Here is a 15579-nt window from a genome sequence, read left to right on the forward strand (position 1 = left end):
CCTTCGAGAACCCAACCCCTCCAGAAAACAAGGATGCTCATGACCCGTTCACGACCCACCAACCGCGCGCTCGCGGCGATGGCGGTGGCGCCCCTGGTGCTGCTGCTGGCCGGCTGCGGCGGCGACAGCGCGGAGATCGCGACCGGCGAGGACCTGGTCCTCGGCGACGAGATCGTCGCCACGGCCGACATGCTCGAGGACTGTGAGAAGGAAGGTGGAGAGTTGACCTACTACTCCTCCGCCCCGGCCGAGACCTTCGCCGGTCTCGCGGAGGACTTCAAGGATGACACCGGCATCACCGTCACCCTGGTGCGGGCGAGCAGCAACGAGCTGTACTCGAAGCTGATCTCCGAGCACGCCGGCGGCAAGGTGGGCGCGGACTCGATCGGGGTCAACGACCCGACCCTGCGCCAGGACCTCTACGACAAGGGCATCGTCGCCGACTTCGAGGTCGCCAACGAAGCGGCCCTGAAGGAGATGAACGCCGACGAGCTGCAGTTCTCCTTCGCCAAGCCTGCGGAGACCGCCTCGCAGGTGATCGCTTGGAACACCGAGATCGTCGACGAGGCCGACGCGCCGAAGTCCTACGAGGACCTGCTCGACCCGAAGTGGAAGAACAAGTTCGGGATGACCGCCGTGCAGACGGGCCTCTCCTCGATCACGGTGGCGAAGTCCATCTACGACGGGCTGGGCGACCGGGCTGCCGAGTTCGGTGAGCACCAGCCGAAGATCTACCCGTCCGTCGTCCCACTGAGCCAGGCCCTGATCCGGGGCGAGGTCCCCGTGGCGATCACCGATCTGTCGATCGTTCGTGGCTACGAGGCCGAGGGCAACCCGGTCGCCTGGGCGCCGCCCGCCGAGGGCACCCCGACCTGGACCGAGGCGAAGATGGTCGCGGCCGACGCCAAGCACGCGGTGTGCGCGGCGATCTGGGTCGGCTGGGCCACGTCGATCGAGGGCGCGAAGGCGACCTGGAAGAACACCAAGTTCCTCTCGTCGCGGCTCCTGGCGCCGGAGCTCCGGCCGGAGGACGCGCCCGACCTCGGCAAGATGTACTCGGTCGACACCGCGTGGCTGCTGGAGAACCGCGACGCGTTCATCGCCGAGTGGTCGGAGCTGGTGCCCCAGTCCTGACGCAGTCCTGAGGACCGAAGAACGACAAGCGCCGCCGGTCGACCGAGGTCGACCGGCGGCGCTTCCTCTTTGGGGGAGGTCTGAGGGGGTCAGACGGGGAGCTCATCGCCGCCCGGCTTCGGCTCGAGCTCGAAGGCGTTGTTGATGGGGGAGATGTAGACCTGGGAGGCCGCGAGCCCCGAGCCTGGCCGGGCGAGGCCTCACGTCACTACTCTGGAGAGATGTTCTTGGAGAACCTCGTGTTCGACGCGCTCGAACCGCAGCGGCTGGGCCGGTTCTGGGAGGCCGTGGTCGGGGGCGAGCGGCTGACCGACGTGGCGGAGGGCTTCGAGACCCGGTTGAGCATCGAGGGGGGACCGGTGCTGGACCTGTGCTTCCAGCGGGTGCCCCAGGCGCCGGCCGACCCGCCGCGGCTGCACCTCGACCTCGCGGGCGGGGGCCGCCAGCCCGAGGAGGTCGAGCGGCTGCTGGGGCTCGGTGCCCGGCACCTCGACATCGGCCAGGGTGCCGTGCCGTGGGTGGTCCTCGCCGACGTGGAGGGCAACCCGTGCTGCGTCATCGAGGACCGTCCGTCGTACACCGGCACCGGGCCGATCGCGGCCCTGCCGCTGGAGTCGGGCGACCCGGACCGGGACGCGAGATTCTGGTCCTGGCTCACCGGCTGGACCGTGGTCGACGGGCTGGCGCCCCGGTCGCTGAGGCACCCCTCGGGGCGCGGTCCGCTCCTCGAGATGCTGCCCGAGCGCGTACCCAAGGGCCCGGCCAAGAACCGGCTTCACCTCGACGTCCGCCTCGAGGCGGGCGACGACCCTGACGCGGTGGCGGCGGGGATCGTCGCCCGCGGCGGCCAAGAGCTGCCGCGGCTGTGGGGCGAGCTGCCGTGGCGGACCTATGCCGACCCGTCCGGCAACGAGCTCTGCGTGCTGCCGGTGTCGGCCGGCTGAGTCCACCCGAGCGATCCCGAGCGACCGATACTCGGGCGCGCGGCGCCGGGCGGCCTCGATACGATCGAGGGGCGGCCCGGTCCCGGGCCGTTGCCTCTTGCGAGTAGGAGTCCCCCGTGTCCGAGATCAAGGTCGTCCGCATCCACGCCGGTGAGCGTGAGGAGCGGACCACCACGACGGGCACCAAGGCGTGGGAGCTCTTCGCCGAGGACGCCGAGGTCATCGCCGCGCGCGTCGGGGAGGACCTCAAGGACCTGTCCTACGAGCTGCAGGACGGCGACCAGGTGGCCGGCGTGGCCATCGACAGCCAGGACGGGCTCGACATCCTGCGCCACTCCGCCGCCCACGTGATGGCGCAGGCCGTGCAGGAGCTGTTCCCCGACGCCAAGCTCGGCATCGGCCCGCCGATCGAGAACGGCTTCTACTACGACTTCGACGTCGAGACCCCGTTCGTGCCCGAGGACCTCGAGAAGATCGAGACCCGGATGCGCAAGATCATCAAGGAGGGGCAGCGCTTCTCGCGCCGCGTCACCACCGACGCCGACGCGATCAACGAGCTGCAGGACGAGCCGTACAAGATCGAGCTGATCGGCCTCAAGGGCTCCGGCAACTCCGAGGATGCCGCTGAGGGCGCGAGCGTCGAGGTCGGCGCCGGCGAGCTCACGATCTACGACAACGTACGGCGCAACGGTGACGTCGCCTGGAGCGACCTGTGCCGCGGCCCGCACCTGCCCACCACCAAGCGGATCCCGGCGTTCAAGCTGATGCGCTCGGCGGCGGCGTACTGGCGCGGCGACGAGAAGAACAAGCAGCTCCAGCGCATCTACGGCACCGCCTGGCCGAGCAAGGAGGAGCTGGAGGCCCACCTCTTCCGCATCGAGGAGGCCGAGCGCCGCGACCACCGCAAGCTCGGGCGCGAGCTCGACCTGTTCAGCTTCCCCGACGAGATCGGCTCCGGCCTGCCGGTCTTCCACCCGAAGGGCGGGGTGATCAAGCGGGCGATGGAGGACTACGTCCGCCAGCGGCACATCGAGGAGGGCTTCGAGTACGTCGGCACCCCGCACATCGCCAAGGAGGGCCTGTTCTACACCTCGGGACACCTCCCGTACTACGGCGAGGGGATGTTCCCGGCACTCGACGTGGACGGCATGGACTACCGCCTCAAGGCGATGAACTGCCCCATGCACAACCTGATCTATCGGTCGCGGCAGCGCTCCTACCGCGAGCTGCCGCTGCGGCTCTTCGAGTTCGGGCACGTCTACCGGCACGAGAAGTCCGGCGTGATCCACGGGCTGACCCGCGTGCGTGGGTTCGCGCAGGACGACTCGCACTCCTACGTCACCAAGGAGCAGGCACCGGCGGAGATCAAGCACCTCCTCGACTTCTGCCTGGGGTTGTTCCGAGACTTCGGTCTCGACGACTTCTACCTCGAGCTGTCCACCCGCGACGACTCCAAGCCGGACAAGTTCATCGGCTCCGACGAGGACTGGGCCATCGCCACCAAGGTCCTCGAGGACGTCTGCGTCGACTCCGGTCTCGAGCTGGTCCCCGACCCCGGCGGTGCGGCGTACTACGGCCCGAAGGTCTCGGTCCAGGCCCGCGACGCGATCGGCCGCACCTGGCAGATGTCGACCATCCAGTACGACTTCAACCAGCCGTCGGCCGAGCGGTTCAACCTGGAGTACGTCGCCCCCGACGGCTCGCGTCAGCAGCCGGTGATGATCCACTCCGCCAAGTTCGGCTCGATCGAGCGGTTCATCGGCGTCCTGGTCGAGCACTACGCCGGCGCGTTCCCCCCGTGGCTCGCGCCCGTGCAGGTACAGGGGATCCCGATCGCCGAGCGGCACGCCGAGTACCTCTACGACGTCGCGCGGCGGATGAAGGTCGCCGGCCTGCGGGTCGAGGTCGACGACTCCGACGACCGGATGCAGAAGAAGATCCGCAACGCGCAGCTGCAGAAGGTGCCGTTCATGATCATCGCCGGCGACGACGATGTCGCCGCCGGCGCCGTATCCTTCCGCTACCGCGACGGTCGTCAGGACAACGGCGTCCCGATCGAGGAGGCCATCGAGCGCGTCATCGCCGCCGTCGCGACCCGCGAGCAGGTCTGACCCACTCGACCAGCCGGGAGCTCTCGGTGGTCGAGCCGTGAGCGCAGCGAGCGTGTCGAGACCCGGTGGGGGTGCGGGGGTCTCGACGCGGGCTCGCTGGAGCTCGCCCGGCTCGACCGGCGGGGAGGCGACCAGGGGTGTGGTGGGGTGGGGGCATGGGACGGACGATTGCGACGAACACCGAGGTCGACCTGGACGGGCTGCTGGAGTTCGTGCGGCCACGGCACCGGATGATCCTGATCACCAGGCGCAGGGACGGGCACCCGCAGTCCTCGCCGGTGACCGGAGGGGTGGACGACGAGGGGCGGGTGGTCATCTCGACCTACCCCGAGCGCGCCAAGACCGCCAACGCGCGGCGGGCGGGGGAGGCGACGGTGCTCGTGCTGTCGGAGGAGTTCAACGACGCCTGGGTGCAGCTCGAGGGGACGTGCGAGGTCATCGACCCGCCCGACTCGGTCGAGCCGCTGGTCGACTACTACCGCAGCATCGCGGGGGAGCACCCCGACTGGGACGAGTACCGCCAGGCGATGCGCGACCAGGGCAAGTCCCTGCTGCGGATCACGCCCACGCGCTGGTCGCCGATCGCCACCGGTGGCTTCCCGCCGCGGCTCGCGGACTGACCGTGCGCCGGGCCCTGCCGCTCCTCCTGCTGGCCCTGCTGGCCGGCTGTGGCGGCACGCCCGAGGCGGGCGACCCCGATCCGACAGGTACGCCGTCGGTCTCCCCGCCGTCGACCTCCTCGTCGCCGACCGCCGTGCCGCCGGCGGTGGAGAGCGAGCGGGAGGACCTGGCCGACCTCGCCGAGAAGGCGGCCACGGAGGCCCCGAGCGCCACCGTCGCGCCCTACCCCGCTCCCGTGCTCGGCGGCGACATCAGCTGGCCGCAGTGCCCGAAGGGGCTGGGAATCCCCGAGAAGCGGACGCTGGGCATGCCGATGCCGCTGCCCCAGGCGCGCTACGTCGTCGTCGGGCTCACCAACGGCCCCGGCTTCCACGTCAACCCGTGCCTGGCAGACCAGGTCGCGTGGGTGCGCGAGCGGCGGCTGCTGGTCTCGGCCTACGCGGTGGCGAGCTTCCCCCAGGGCGACGAGCTGGCCCGCTACGGCCAGGACGGCCCGTACGACGGCGGCTCGGAGCTCGATGCGCTGCGCAACGTCGGCTATCAGCAGGCGCGGTTCAACGTCGCGTCGATGAAACAGGCGCGGCTGCGGACGCCGTTCGTGTGGGTGGACGTGGAGCCGGTGCCGGACTTCCCGTGGAGCAGCGACCTCGTGGCCAACGCAGCCGTGGTGGAGGGAGCGGCGCGCGGGTACGTCGACGCCGGCTACGCGATCGGCGTGTACTCCACGCCGGCGCTCTGGGAGGGCGTCGTGGGCGGGCTCGAGCTGGGCGTGCCGGAGTGGCGGGCCGCCGGGCAGACATCGCGGGCGGAGGCGGAGTCGCGCTGTGGCGACGACTGGGTCATCCAGGGCGGTCCGGCCGTCCTCGCGCAGTGGGTCGAGGCCGACCGCGACCAGAACATCACCTGCGGCGCGGCGCACCGCGACCTCGGCGTCTGGTTCCACCAGTACTGAGCGCCCCGCGCGGTCACGCCGCGTCGTTCACCTCGCCGACCAGGATCTCGAGCACGTCCTCGAGGAACAGCATCCCGACGGTCTCGCCGTGCTCGTCGACCGTGAGCCCGATGTGGGCGCCGTGCTGGCGCAGCCGGGCCATGGCGTCCTCGAGGCTGGCCTGGCGCGACACCGCGATCAGCCTGCGCACGCGCTTGGCGGGGACCGGGTCGTGGAAGTGGTCCTCGCCGAGGTCCATGACGTCCTTCATGTGCAGGTAGCCGTCGGGCCGCCCGGCCTGGTCGGTGACGACGTAGCGCGAGTGCCCGTGGGCCACGACCGCCGCCTGGACGTCGGCCGGCGACGTCGACGCGGGCAGGAGCACCATCCGGTCCAGCGGTACCTCGACGTCGGCCACCGTCTTGTCGGTGAACTCGAAGGCCCCCGCGAGCGTGCCGGAGTCGTCGACCAGGGTTCCCTCGCGGTGGGACTGCTGGACGATGGCCTCGACCTGCTCCAGCGTGAAGGTGCTGGTGGCCTCGTCCTTCGGTTGGACGCCGAAGAGCAGCAGCACGCGGTTGGCGATCCAGTTGAGCGTGCCGATGAGCGGACGGAACACGCGCGAGACCATCACCAGGGGCGGGGCGAGGATCAGAGCGGCGCGGTCCGGCACGGAGAACGACAGGTTCTTCGGGACCATCTCGCCGAAGACCACGTGCAGGAACGTCACCAGCACCAGGGCCACGACGAACGCGAGGATGCTGGTGGCGTCGGCGGACAGGCCGGTGACGCCGAGCGGGTACTCCAGCAGGTGATGGATGGCCGGCTCGGAGACGGTGAGGATCAGCAGCGAGCAGATCGTGATGCCGAGCTGAGAGGTCGCCAGCATCAAGGTGGCGTGCTCCATCGCCCACAGCGTCGTCTTGGCGGCGCGGCTGCCCCCGGCGGCGCGCGGCTCGATCTGGCTGCGACGCGCGGAGATGACGGCGAACTCGGCGCCGACGAAGAAGGCGTTGCCGGCGAGGAGGACGACCAGCCAGAGGATGCCGGGCAGGTACTCACTCATGGGCGGTCCTCGGATAGTGACAGGGCATTCGGGGCGGCGCCGGGCAGGAACGCGATGCGTACGATGCGGGCGCCGTCGAGACGCTCCACGCGCAGGGTCCCGGTCTCGATCGCGACCTCGTCGCCCAGCTCGGGAAGCCGCTCCAGCTCGTCGACCACGAAGCCCGCCACGGTGTCCCAGTCCTCGGAGTCGGGGACTCGCACGCCCGTGCGGTCGAGCAGCTCGTCGGGACGCCAGGAGGCGTCGAAGGAGACCGAGCGGCCGCGGAGCGTCACGCCGGACTTGGCGCGGTCATGCTCGTCCTCGAGCTCGCCCACGATCTCTTCCACGAGGTCCTCGAGGGTGACGATGCCGGCGGTGCCGCCGTGCTCGTCGGTGACGACCGCGATCTGGAGCCCACGGTCGCGCAGCTCGGCCAGCAGAGCGCCCGCGCCGAGCGTCTCGGGCACGCGCGTCGGCTCGAACATGAGGTCCTCAGCGGTCGTCGTCGACCGTTGGTCCAGCGGCACGGCGAACGCCCTCTTCACGTGCACGAAGCCGACGATGTCGTCGGGCCCGTCGTCGAGGACGGGCAGGCGCGAGAAGCCGGTGCGGCCGGAGACCTGGATGATCCGGGCGGCGGAGTCGAGCCGGTCCACCGAGGTCATCCGCACGCGCGGGGTCATCAGGTCGGAGGCGTCGTACTGCGAGAAGCGAAGGGTGCGGTCCAGCAGCGTGGCCTCGTCCTGCTCCAGCAGGCCGGCGGTCGCCGAGTGCCGGATGAGGTAGGTCAGCTCGTCCGCGCTGCGGGCGCCGCTGAGCTCCTCCTTCGGCTCCACGCCCATCGCGCGGATGAGGCCGTTGGCGGTGTTGTTGAGCAGCGAGACCAGGGGGCGGAAGACGGTCGTGAAGGCGACCTGGAACGGCACGACCACCTTGGCCGTGGCCAGGGGGACGGCCAGTGCGAAGTTCTTGGGCACGAGCTCGCCGATGACCATCGAGAAGAGCGTGGCCAGCACGACCCCGACGACGGCGCCCACCACCGGGACCGCGGAGGTGGGCAGTCCGGCCGACGTCAGCGGCTCCTCCAGCAGCGAGCTGACCGCGGGCTCGAAGGTGTAGCCGGTCAGCAACGTGGTGAGCGTGATGCCGAGCTGCGCGCTGGAGAGGTGCGTCGAGGTGATGCGCAGCGCACCGATCGTCGTGCCGAGTCCCTTCTCGCCGCGGGCGGCGCGGGTCTCCAGGTCGTGGCGGTCGAGGTTGACCAGGGCGAACTCCGAGGCCACGAACAACCCGGTCCCGACCGTGAGGAGCAGGCCGATCGACAGCAGCAGCCACTCGCTCATCGGGCGGTCACGGAGAGGGTGCCGTGGCGGTCTGGCAGGCCGACGCCTTCGAGGCAGAGGGTGGACACGGGCCGGAGGTCTATGTCATCCATTTCGCGCTCACCCTAACGAGGCACACCGACCGCTCACGCCGCAGGCCGTCCGACTCCCGCCGCCGGCCCCGGCCGGCCAGGCTCGCACCGTGGCGACGCGGCTAGTCTTCACCCGTGGACGAGGAGATGGTGCAGGACGGCGTCGGGGACCCCGACGACCTCGACCGGCTCTGGACGCCGCACCGCATGGCCTACATCCGCGGGGAGAACAAGCCGGCCGACGCCACGCCGGGGGAGTGCCCCTTCTGCCGCATCCCGCGGCTGCCCGACGAGCAGGGCCTCGTCGTACGGCGAGGGGCCCTGGCCTTCGCGGTGCTCAACCTCTACCCCTACGCGCCCGGGCATCTGATGGTCTGCCCGTACCGTCACGTGGCCGACTACACCGAGGTCACCGACGAGGAGTCGACCGAGATCGCCGACCTCACCCGTCAGGCGATGCGGGTGATCCGCTCGGTGTCGGGCGCCGGCGGGTTCAACGTCGGCATGAACCAGGGCGCCGTCGCGGGGGCCGGCATCGCCGCCCACCTGCACCAGCACGTCGTACCCCGCTGGGTCGGCGATCAGAACTTCATGCCGATCATCGGGCGCACCAAGACCCTGCCCGAGCTGCTCACCGACACCCGCGCCCTGCTCGCGGACGCCTGGGAGAGGGCGTCGTAGCTCGGCTCCACTCGAAGCCCATCCCGAGGTCGCACGAGACATCGACGATCAGGGTGCCCCTTGCCGAATGCCCTCAGGTCGTTGGGGCGCAGGCGGATGCGGACCGAGTGGATCGGGCGACCCGACCGCGGTCGGGGTAAGCCGTCGGTCGATCGCCCCCTGGGTGACGGCGGTGTCCTGCACGCAGTGCGGCCACCCCCCAGCGTCTGGTCGGACGAGAGCGCCTCCACGTCGGCCAGCTGTGGCTTTCTCCTTCGCCGAGGTGCCGACGACGCCGAGAGCGAGCAGCGCGCCGCCCACCCGGGTCAGCGCTTCTTCTTCTTCTCGGTGAGGCTCTCCATGGAGCCGGAGCCGGCCTGGTTGGCTCCGTCGCGCTTCTCGGCGCGCTTCTCCTTGATGGACTTCCCGGACTTCTTGGACATTCCTTGTCGCGGCGACTTGTCGCTCATGCGCGGAGTCTCTCGATATGGGTTGCCTGGGTGGCCCCTGCTGGTGACTGTAGCCCTCCTGCGGATGCGCGGGTTGTGGCCGGCACCGCGACAGCCGATAGCCTCCCCGCATGCTCGAGAGGTTCAAGTCGTTCTGGCAGAACGTCATGCTGGCGCCGTTCGTCAACCTCTTCCTGCGGCTGGGCATCAGCCCGAACACGGTCACGCTCGTGGGGACGCTCGGCGTCTCGGCAGGGGCGTTGATCTTCTTCCCGCAGGGGGAGCTGCTCATCGGGGTCCTGTTCATCACCGCGTTCGTCTTCAGCGACCTGGTCGACGGCCAGATGGCCCGCAAGAGCGGCCAGACCTCGAAGTTCGGGGCGTTCTGGGACTCCACGCTCGACCGGATCGGCGATGGGGCGATCTTCGGCGGCCTGGCGCTCTACTTCGCCGGTCCCGGCGACCACTACCTCTACCTGTGCGTGACCCTCTACTGCCTGGTGATGGGCTCGGTGACCTCCTACGCGCGGGCCCGCGCCGAGTCGCTGGGCTGGGACGCGCGCGGCGGGCTGGCCGAGCGCGCGGACCGGCTGGTGTCGATCCTGGTCATGACCGGGCTCGGCGCCATCTTCGACTTGCCGGTCCTCATTTACGTGGCGCTCTGGGCGCTCGCCGCGGCCAGCACCTACACGGTGGTCTTCCGCGTCCTGAAGGTGCGCCGCCAGGCGCTGGACGGCGACGACAGCCTGGCCTGACGGCGCTAGGCTGTTGTCATGGCCGACAGCACCCCCACCCCGTCCGAGAGCGCCGACGGACGGGGCACCTCGCGCGTCAAACGCGGCATGGCCGAGATGCTCAAGGGCGGCGTGATCATGGACGTCGTCACCGCCGAGCAGGCCAAGATCGCCGAGGACGCCGGCGCCGTCGCCGTGATGGCACTCGAGCGAGTGCCGGCCGACATCCGCGCTCAGGGCGGCGTCAGCCGCATGAGCGACCCGGACATGATCGAGTCGATCATCGAGACCGTCTCCATCCCGGTGATGGCCAAGGCCCGCATCGGCCACTTCGCCGAGGCGCAGGTCCTGCAGAGCCTGGGCGTCGACTACATCGACGAGTCCGAGGTGCTCACCCCGGCCGACTACGCCAACCACATCGACAAGTGGAAGTTCACCGCGCCGTTCGTGTGCGGGGCGACCAACCTGGGCGAGGCGCTGCGCCGCATCACCGAGGGCGCGGCGATGATCCGCTCCAAGGGCGAGGCCGGCACCGGCGACGTCTCCAACGCGGTCACCCACATGCGCACCATCCGCCAGGAGATCCGCCGCCTCGGCTCGATGGCCGAGGACGAGCTGTACGTCGCCGCGAAGGAGCTGCAGGCGCCGTACGAGCTCGTGCAGGAGGTCGCCGCGCGCGGCAAGCTGCCCGTCGTCCTGTTCACCGCCGGCGGCATCGCCACCCCGGCCGACGCGGCGATGATGATGCAGCTCGGTGCCGAGGGCGTGTTCGTCGGCTCGGGGATCTTCAAGTCCGGCAACCCCGCCCAGCGCGCCGAGGCCATCGTCAAGGCCACCACGTTCTACGACGACCCCGACGTGGTCGCCAAGGTCAGCCGCGGGCTGGGCGAGGCGATGGTCGGCATCAACGTCGAGGAGATCCCGCAGCCGCACCGGCTCGCCGAGCGCGGCTGGTGACCGCATCGGTCTAGCCCCTCTGGCGGGGCGCCCTCACAGGGCTGCCACGCCGTCGCCACGATTGGCCCCGCGACGTACACGTCTTCGCCACGAAGCAGTAACTGGGTGGGTTGCGGACCTGTGGACGGTGCAGTCTCCTCTCTGAGGGAGCCGGTCAGCGCTCCCCATGTAGCTGGGAGCCACCATGAAGAAGACCATCAAGGGCGCACTGGCGGCCACTGCCGCCGGGACGCTGCTGCTCGGCGGCGCCGGATCGCTGGCCTACTGGACCGACACGGGCACCGTGGGTGGTGGCGCGGTCACGTCCGGCCACCTGAAGCTGAACCCGACGACGGCTGGCGCCCCGTGCACCGCCTGGACCATCGACGGCACGCCGGGCACGTTCGTCCCGGGGACCGACAAGATCGTCCCCGGCGACGTCCTGACGCGGACCTGCAGCTACACCGTCTCGATGGCCGGCAAGCACGTCACCGCCAACCTCGCGGTGTCCGACTCGGCAGGGACGTGGGGTGGGACGGCGAACGCCCTCACCAGCGGCTTGCCCGCCAACGTGCTGCAGAAGTCGGTCGTGTTCAAGAAGGGCGTCGCGACCATCACGCCGCCGGTGGCCATCGTCAACGACGACGTGATCTCCGCCGTCCTCACCGTCACGTTCCCGACGACCGCGGACAACACCACTAACGTCAACAGCGGGCTCACGGCCACGCTCAACGACATCACGGTCACCGCCACCCAGACCCACACGCCGTAGTCCAAGTTTTCTTACTCGGTCAGGGGATCGGTCATGGCGAGGCAACGCAAGCTGCCGAGCGCGCTGCGCGCAGCGGGGCTCGTGCTGGCCTGGTTCGTGATGCTGTCGGTGGGTGCAACCCTGCTGGTCGCGCTGGTCGTCCCACGCCTGGCCGGCGCCACGCCCTACGTCATCGAGACGGGCTCGATGACGCCGAGCCTGCCCCCAGGCACCTTGATCGTCGTCAAGCCTGTGCCGGTGGCCGAGCTGGCGGCCGGGGACGTGATCACCTACCAGATCTCGTCGGGTGACCCGACGGTCGTCACTCACCGCATCATCGAGCAGGGCGTGGACATGACCGGGCAACCGCGGTGGCGCACCCAGGGTGACGCCAATGACGTCGCGGACGAGGGCTTCGTGCTGCCGGTGCAGGTACAGGGCAAGCAGTGGTACGCCGTTCCGTACCTCGGCTACGTCACGTCGTTCGTCACCGGGCAGCAGCGTCAGGTGCTGACCGTCGCGTTCGTGCTCGGCCTGACCGGGTACGCCGCCGCGATGTTCCTCGGCTCCTGGCGCGGCCGTCAGGCGGGTAGGCCGACTCCCGACGCTACCGCCACCGAGAACGAACTGCTGGAGACTCGGGCATGAGACTACGGATCGTCGCTCTCCTGGTGCTCGCTCTCGCGGCCTCGGGTGCTCTCGCCCAGCCGAGTGCCTCGGCCGCGCACCGTTGGTCCGAGATCGGCGTGAGCCGGGACGGCCGGCACTGGTCGTCGGACCTCGGCGCGCCGCTGTTCGGGAAAGACATCGTCCTGGTGCCGGGGGCGACGCACAGGAAGACGTTCTACGTAAGGAACCGCAGCAAGGACACCGCGCGTCTCCGGGTGTGGGTGCGGGTCAATGACAGCACCGGGTTCCTGGACCGGCGGGGGTTGAGGATTCGGGTGGTGACTGGCCGGGTGGCTCGCCGGCTCTCGCACGACGGGTCCCGGAGGACCGGCCAGCTCGTCCTCGCTCCGGGCGAGGTCGTCAGGCTCCGAGTAGTGGTCCGGCTGATGCCTGGGGCCGGCAACAGGACCATGGACAGGCACCTGACGTTCCGGTTCCGCCTCCGGCTGGCCGAGCACCGACCCGACCAGAGATGGAAGTCATGACGATCACGCAGCTCCGGTCCCTGGGCCGCGCGCTGGGATCGGCGCGAGTCCGCGCGGCGCTGAGCCTGGGGGTCGTGGCCACGGTAGGCATCACCGGGACCTTCGCCCACTGGACCGACACGGTCACGGTGACGGGGACCGTCTTCACCGCCGGCAGGATCGACCTCAAGGTCAGTGGCAACGACACCATCACGGGCTTCACCGCGCTCAACCTCACCACCATGGTGCCCGGCAACTCCATCGCCGTCGTCGTGCCTGTCAGCAACACCGGCACGGCGCCTCTGAAGTACACCGTGGTGACGACGGCGACCAACCCGGACACCAAGAACCTGGCCGCGGCGCTGGTCGTCAAGGTCACCACGGACACGGCCGCCGGCGGCACGGCCCCTGCCAAGCTGACGTGTCCGGGGACGGCGCTCGCCGGCTCCTCGACGACGCTCAACAGCGCTCTGATCCCGACGGGGCGGCTGTTGGCGGCCGCACCCGGGGCGGCGGCGAGCGAGTCGCTCTGCGTCCAGGTCACGTTGCCCGCGAGCGTGACCAACACCAACCTGCAGGGCGGCACGACGAGCATCGGCTTCACCTTCACGGGCACGTCCGACCTGTCATGACACCGATGTGTCGCCGAGCGCTGGGTTGGGGTCGCCAAACCGTGCTCACCGTCGGTGCTGTGCTCGGGGTGCTGTGCCTGCTCGTCGTTGCGGCGTCCGCGCTCTTCGACGTACGACCGCTGGTCTTCGAGTCCGGCTCGATGTCACCCACCATCCAGACCGGCGCCCTCGCCATCTCGCACCGGGTGGACGCCGCCGACCTCGAGGCCGGCGACGTCGTCTCGGTCCCGACGGGTGCGGGGGAGCGGGTGACGCACCGTGTCGTCACGGTGACGGTGCGTGGCGACGTCGCGTCGCTCGCCCTGAAGGGCGACGCCAACGAGTCAGCGGACCCGCGCGTCTACGAGGTCGGCCATGCCGACCGCGTGCTCTTCGACGTCCCGATGCTCGGATATGCCCTCGGCTGGCTCACGGGAGGAGCCGGCCTCTTCCTGCTCGGCCTCTACGCTGCGTTCCTCCTGTCCGTCATCGTCAAGCGCCCCGCGCACCGCACGCCCCCCCGGCCGTCCCCGAGCACTCCACGGGGCGGTCGCCGTCGTGCCACCGGTGTACGCCGGGCCCGTGGGAGACACCAGGGAAGGCACTCCATCGCCCTGTCGGTGGTGCTCGTGTGCGCCGTGGCTTCGGGGCTGGTGCTGGCGCAGCGAATCACCCCCACCCTGGCCGCCTGGAACGACAACGTCGGTGTGACCGGGATGAGCATGAAGGCGTACACGGTGCCGGCGCCGGCGTACAACCAGACGACGTGCACGCTCGGCGGCACCGGGACGACTCGAACCATCGCGTACTCCTGGCCGGCCACCGTGGCGCCGCTCCCTGCGCTCTCTTACGACATCGTGGTCTCGGGGATCGCCGCGACCTCGGCCGTGAGCACCTCCGGCTCCACGGCGACCGTCACCGTCACCTTCTCGACCTCCACCGCGACTAACCAGAACAAGCCAGTGAAGCTCACCGCCGTCAGCTGGCCGACCGGCGCATCCACGTGGAAGTCGGCCACGACCACGACCTGGAGGTTCCGTACGCGGGGAAGCAGCCAGTCCGCCATCTGCGGGGAGATCGACCCGCCCAGCGTGACGTTCACGCAGCCGCTCAACCTCGCCAACCGCACCCGAGCTGCTCAGACCACCTCCAGCAACTCATCATGCGCAAACACCCCCGCGTGCGGCAGCAGCAGCGACGGGAGCGCAACGACGATGATGTTCCGCTTCGAGCGCACCGTCTCGGCGGCCGTGACCTGCTGGAACACCTCCTGGTCGGCCGCGAACTGCTCTACGGCCTGGCGGAGCGCCGGCGGCACCTCGCCGGCCTGGCGGCTGACCGGCACGGCGGCCAACGCGTACACGGTCGCTGGGAGCTACATGCTGCGCATCCAAGCCACCGACGCCTATGGGAACGTCACCACCCAAACCATCAACTTCACCCTCACCTGACGCGACCGGGCAGCGGGGCCGCGACCCGCGTTCCTAGACTGAGCACGTGACCACCCCCACGATTGGCGTCCTCGCGCTGCAGGGCGACGTCCGGGAGCACCTGCGGGCGCTGGGGACGCTGGGTGTCGGCGCGCTCGCCGTACGTCGCCCGAGCGAGCTGGAGGCCTGCGACGCGCTCGTGCTCCCCGGGGGCGAGTCGACGACGATGGCCAAGCTGGCCCGCACCTTCGAGCTGTTCGAACCGGTCCGCGACCGGATCAAGCGCGGCATGCCCGCCTTCGGCACGTGCGCCGGGATGATCCTGCTCGCCGAGCGGGTCGAGGACGGCACGGCCGACCAGGAGACAATGGGCGGGCTGGACATCACGGTGCGGCGCAACGCCTTCGGTCGCCAGGTCGACTCCTTCGAGGGGGACCTGGCGTTCGCGGGGCTCGACTCGCCCGTGCACGCCCTCTTCATCCGGGCACCCTGGGTCGAGCAGGTCGGGGAGGCGGTGCAGGTGCTCGCCACGGTCACGCACGGCGAGGCCGCGGGTAGGATCGTCGCGGTCCGCCAGGATCACCTGATGGCCACGTCGTTCCACCCCGAGGTCGGGGCGGACCACCGCATCCACAGCCTCTTCGTGGATCTCGTCAAGCAGTCGTAGGTAAG

Annotated in this window: 17 protein-coding genes; 14 read left to right on the top strand and 3 right to left on the bottom strand. The window is 70.2% G+C overall.

Annotated features, from left to right (window positions below; translation table 11 throughout):
* Positions 1-39 precede the first annotated feature (39 nt).
* The 5 genes from LRP67_RS13380 to LRP67_RS13400 all read left to right on the top strand — a co-directional run bounded on the left by LRP67_RS13380 (position 40) and on the right by LRP67_RS13400 (position 5762).
* Positions 40-1134: an ABC transporter substrate-binding protein gene (locus LRP67_RS13380; protein WP_231270665.1), complete on the top strand. Its 1095-nt coding sequence runs from the start codon at positions 40-42 to the stop codon at positions 1132-1134.
* A 221-nt stretch (positions 1135-1355) separates the two neighbouring features.
* Positions 1356-2078, top strand: coding sequence for a VOC family protein (locus tag LRP67_RS13385; RefSeq protein WP_231270666.1), 723 nt, complete (start codon positions 1356-1358; stop codon positions 2076-2078).
* Between the two features lie 116 nt (positions 2079-2194).
* The gene (thrS, locus tag LRP67_RS13390; RefSeq protein WP_374107421.1) at positions 2195-4189 is read left to right on the top strand and encodes a threonine--tRNA ligase; all 1995 of its coding nucleotides are present in this window, start codon (positions 2195-2197) and stop codon (positions 4187-4189) included.
* Between the two features lie 155 nt (positions 4190-4344).
* Entirely contained in the window at positions 4345-4809 is a 465-nt protein-coding gene (locus LRP67_RS13395) for a PPOX class F420-dependent oxidoreductase (protein ID WP_231270667.1), read from the top strand.
* Positions 4810-4811: 2 nt separating this feature from the next.
* Positions 4812-5762, top strand: a complete 951-nt coding sequence (locus LRP67_RS13400) for a hypothetical protein (RefSeq protein WP_231270668.1) — start codon at positions 4812-4814, stop codon at positions 5760-5762.
* Between the two features lie 13 nt (positions 5763-5775).
* On the opposite strand, the gene LRP67_RS13405 is transcribed toward LRP67_RS13400, so the two are convergent.
* Complete coding sequence (locus LRP67_RS13405; RefSeq protein ID WP_231270669.1) at positions 5776-6807, bottom strand: hemolysin family protein; 1032 nt, start codon at positions 6805-6807, stop codon at positions 5776-5778.
* Positions 6804-8132 carry a hemolysin family protein gene (locus LRP67_RS13410; RefSeq protein ID WP_231270670.1) on the bottom strand — a complete coding sequence of 443 codons (1329 nt, stop codon included), beginning with the start codon at positions 8130-8132 and terminating at the stop codon, positions 6804-6806. The genes LRP67_RS13405 and LRP67_RS13410 overlap by 4 nt, the downstream gene beginning before the upstream one ends.
* A 218-nt stretch (positions 8133-8350) precedes the next feature.
* On the opposite strand from LRP67_RS13410, the gene LRP67_RS13415 reads away from it, so the two are divergent.
* On the top strand, positions 8351-8884 hold the full coding sequence (locus LRP67_RS13415) for an HIT domain-containing protein (RefSeq protein ID WP_231270991.1): 534 nt from the start codon (positions 8351-8353) through the stop codon (positions 8882-8884).
* 305 nt (positions 8885-9189) lie between these two features.
* On the opposite strand, the gene LRP67_RS13420 is transcribed toward LRP67_RS13415, so the two are convergent.
* Complete coding sequence (locus tag LRP67_RS13420; RefSeq protein WP_231270671.1) at positions 9190-9333, bottom strand: hypothetical protein; 144 nt, start codon at positions 9331-9333, stop codon at positions 9190-9192.
* 110 nt (positions 9334-9443) lie between these two features.
* Here LRP67_RS13420 and pgsA point away from each other — a divergent pair, with 110 nt between their 5' ends.
* The 8 genes from pgsA (at position 9444) to pdxT (ending at position 15574) form a co-directional block, all read left to right on the top strand.
* The gene (gene pgsA / locus LRP67_RS13425) at positions 9444-10067 is read left to right on the top strand and encodes a phosphatidylinositol phosphate synthase (protein WP_231270672.1); all 624 of its coding nucleotides are present in this window, start codon (positions 9444-9446) and stop codon (positions 10065-10067) included.
* 18 nt (positions 10068-10085) lie between these two features.
* Positions 10086-11003 (top strand): pyridoxal 5'-phosphate synthase lyase subunit PdxS, encoded by a 918-nt coding sequence (gene pdxS, locus LRP67_RS13430; protein ID WP_231270673.1) that lies wholly within the window; start codon positions 10086-10088, stop codon positions 11001-11003.
* A 184-nt stretch (positions 11004-11187) separates the two neighbouring features.
* Positions 11188-11754, top strand: a complete 567-nt coding sequence (locus LRP67_RS13435) for an alternate-type signal peptide domain-containing protein (protein WP_231270674.1) — start codon at positions 11188-11190, stop codon at positions 11752-11754.
* A gap of 33 nt (positions 11755-11787) precedes the next feature.
* Positions 11788-12381 (top strand): signal peptidase I, encoded by a 594-nt coding sequence (locus LRP67_RS13440; RefSeq protein ID WP_231270675.1) that lies wholly within the window; start codon positions 11788-11790, stop codon positions 12379-12381.
* Between the two features lie 98 nt (positions 12382-12479).
* Positions 12480-12887 (top strand): hypothetical protein, encoded by a 408-nt coding sequence (locus LRP67_RS13445; RefSeq protein ID WP_231270676.1) that lies wholly within the window; start codon positions 12480-12482, stop codon positions 12885-12887.
* Positions 12884-13498 carry a TasA family protein gene (locus LRP67_RS13450; RefSeq protein ID WP_231270677.1) on the top strand — a complete coding sequence of 205 codons (615 nt, stop codon included), beginning with the start codon at positions 12884-12886 and terminating at the stop codon, positions 13496-13498. Before LRP67_RS13445 ends, LRP67_RS13450 begins: the two co-directional genes overlap by 4 nt.
* Positions 13499-13503: 5 nt before the next feature.
* Entirely contained in the window at positions 13504-14928 is a 1425-nt protein-coding gene (locus LRP67_RS13455; protein WP_269211569.1) for a signal peptidase I, read from the top strand.
* A gap of 46 nt (positions 14929-14974) precedes the next feature.
* On the top strand, positions 14975-15574 hold the full coding sequence (pdxT, locus tag LRP67_RS13460) for a pyridoxal 5'-phosphate synthase glutaminase subunit PdxT (RefSeq protein ID WP_231270679.1): 600 nt from the start codon (positions 14975-14977) through the stop codon (positions 15572-15574).
* Positions 15575-15579: the final 5 nt, after the last annotated feature.

Source organism: Nocardioides sp. cx-169, from assembly GCF_021083605.1.
Classification (GTDB): Bacteria; Actinomycetota; Actinomycetes; order Propionibacteriales; family Nocardioidaceae; genus Nocardioides.

Coding starts and splice junctions, on each gene's coding strand:
- LRP67_RS13380 (WP_231270665.1), top strand. CDS start 40: ATGACCCGTTCACGACCCACCAACCGCGCGCTCGCGGCGATGGCGGTG.
- LRP67_RS13385 (WP_231270666.1), top strand. CDS start 1,356: ATGTTCTTGGAGAACCTCGTGTTCGACGCGCTCGAACCGCAGCGGCTG.
- LRP67_RS13395 (WP_231270667.1), top strand. CDS start 4,345: ATGGGACGGACGATTGCGACGAACACCGAGGTCGACCTGGACGGGCTG.
- LRP67_RS13405 (WP_231270669.1), bottom strand. CDS start 6,807: ATGAGTGAGTACCTGCCCGGCATCCTCTGGCTGGTCGTCCTCCTCGCC.
- LRP67_RS13410 (WP_231270670.1), bottom strand. CDS start 8,132: ATGAGCGAGTGGCTGCTGCTGTCGATCGGCCTGCTCCTCACGGTCGGG.
- LRP67_RS13415 (WP_231270991.1), top strand. CDS start 8,351: ATGGTGCAGGACGGCGTCGGGGACCCCGACGACCTCGACCGGCTCTGG.
- LRP67_RS13420 (WP_231270671.1), bottom strand. CDS start 9,333: ATGAGCGACAAGTCGCCGCGACAAGGAATGTCCAAGAAGTCCGGGAAG.
- pgsA (WP_231270672.1), top strand. CDS start 9,444: ATGCTCGAGAGGTTCAAGTCGTTCTGGCAGAACGTCATGCTGGCGCCG.
- pdxS (WP_231270673.1), top strand. CDS start 10,086: ATGGCCGACAGCACCCCCACCCCGTCCGAGAGCGCCGACGGACGGGGC.
- LRP67_RS13435 (WP_231270674.1), top strand. CDS start 11,188: ATGAAGAAGACCATCAAGGGCGCACTGGCGGCCACTGCCGCCGGGACG.
- LRP67_RS13440 (WP_231270675.1), top strand. CDS start 11,788: ATGGCGAGGCAACGCAAGCTGCCGAGCGCGCTGCGCGCAGCGGGGCTC.
- LRP67_RS13450 (WP_231270677.1), top strand. CDS start 12,884: ATGACGATCACGCAGCTCCGGTCCCTGGGCCGCGCGCTGGGATCGGCG.
- LRP67_RS13455 (WP_269211569.1), top strand. CDS start 13,504: ATGTGTCGCCGAGCGCTGGGTTGGGGTCGCCAAACCGTGCTCACCGTC.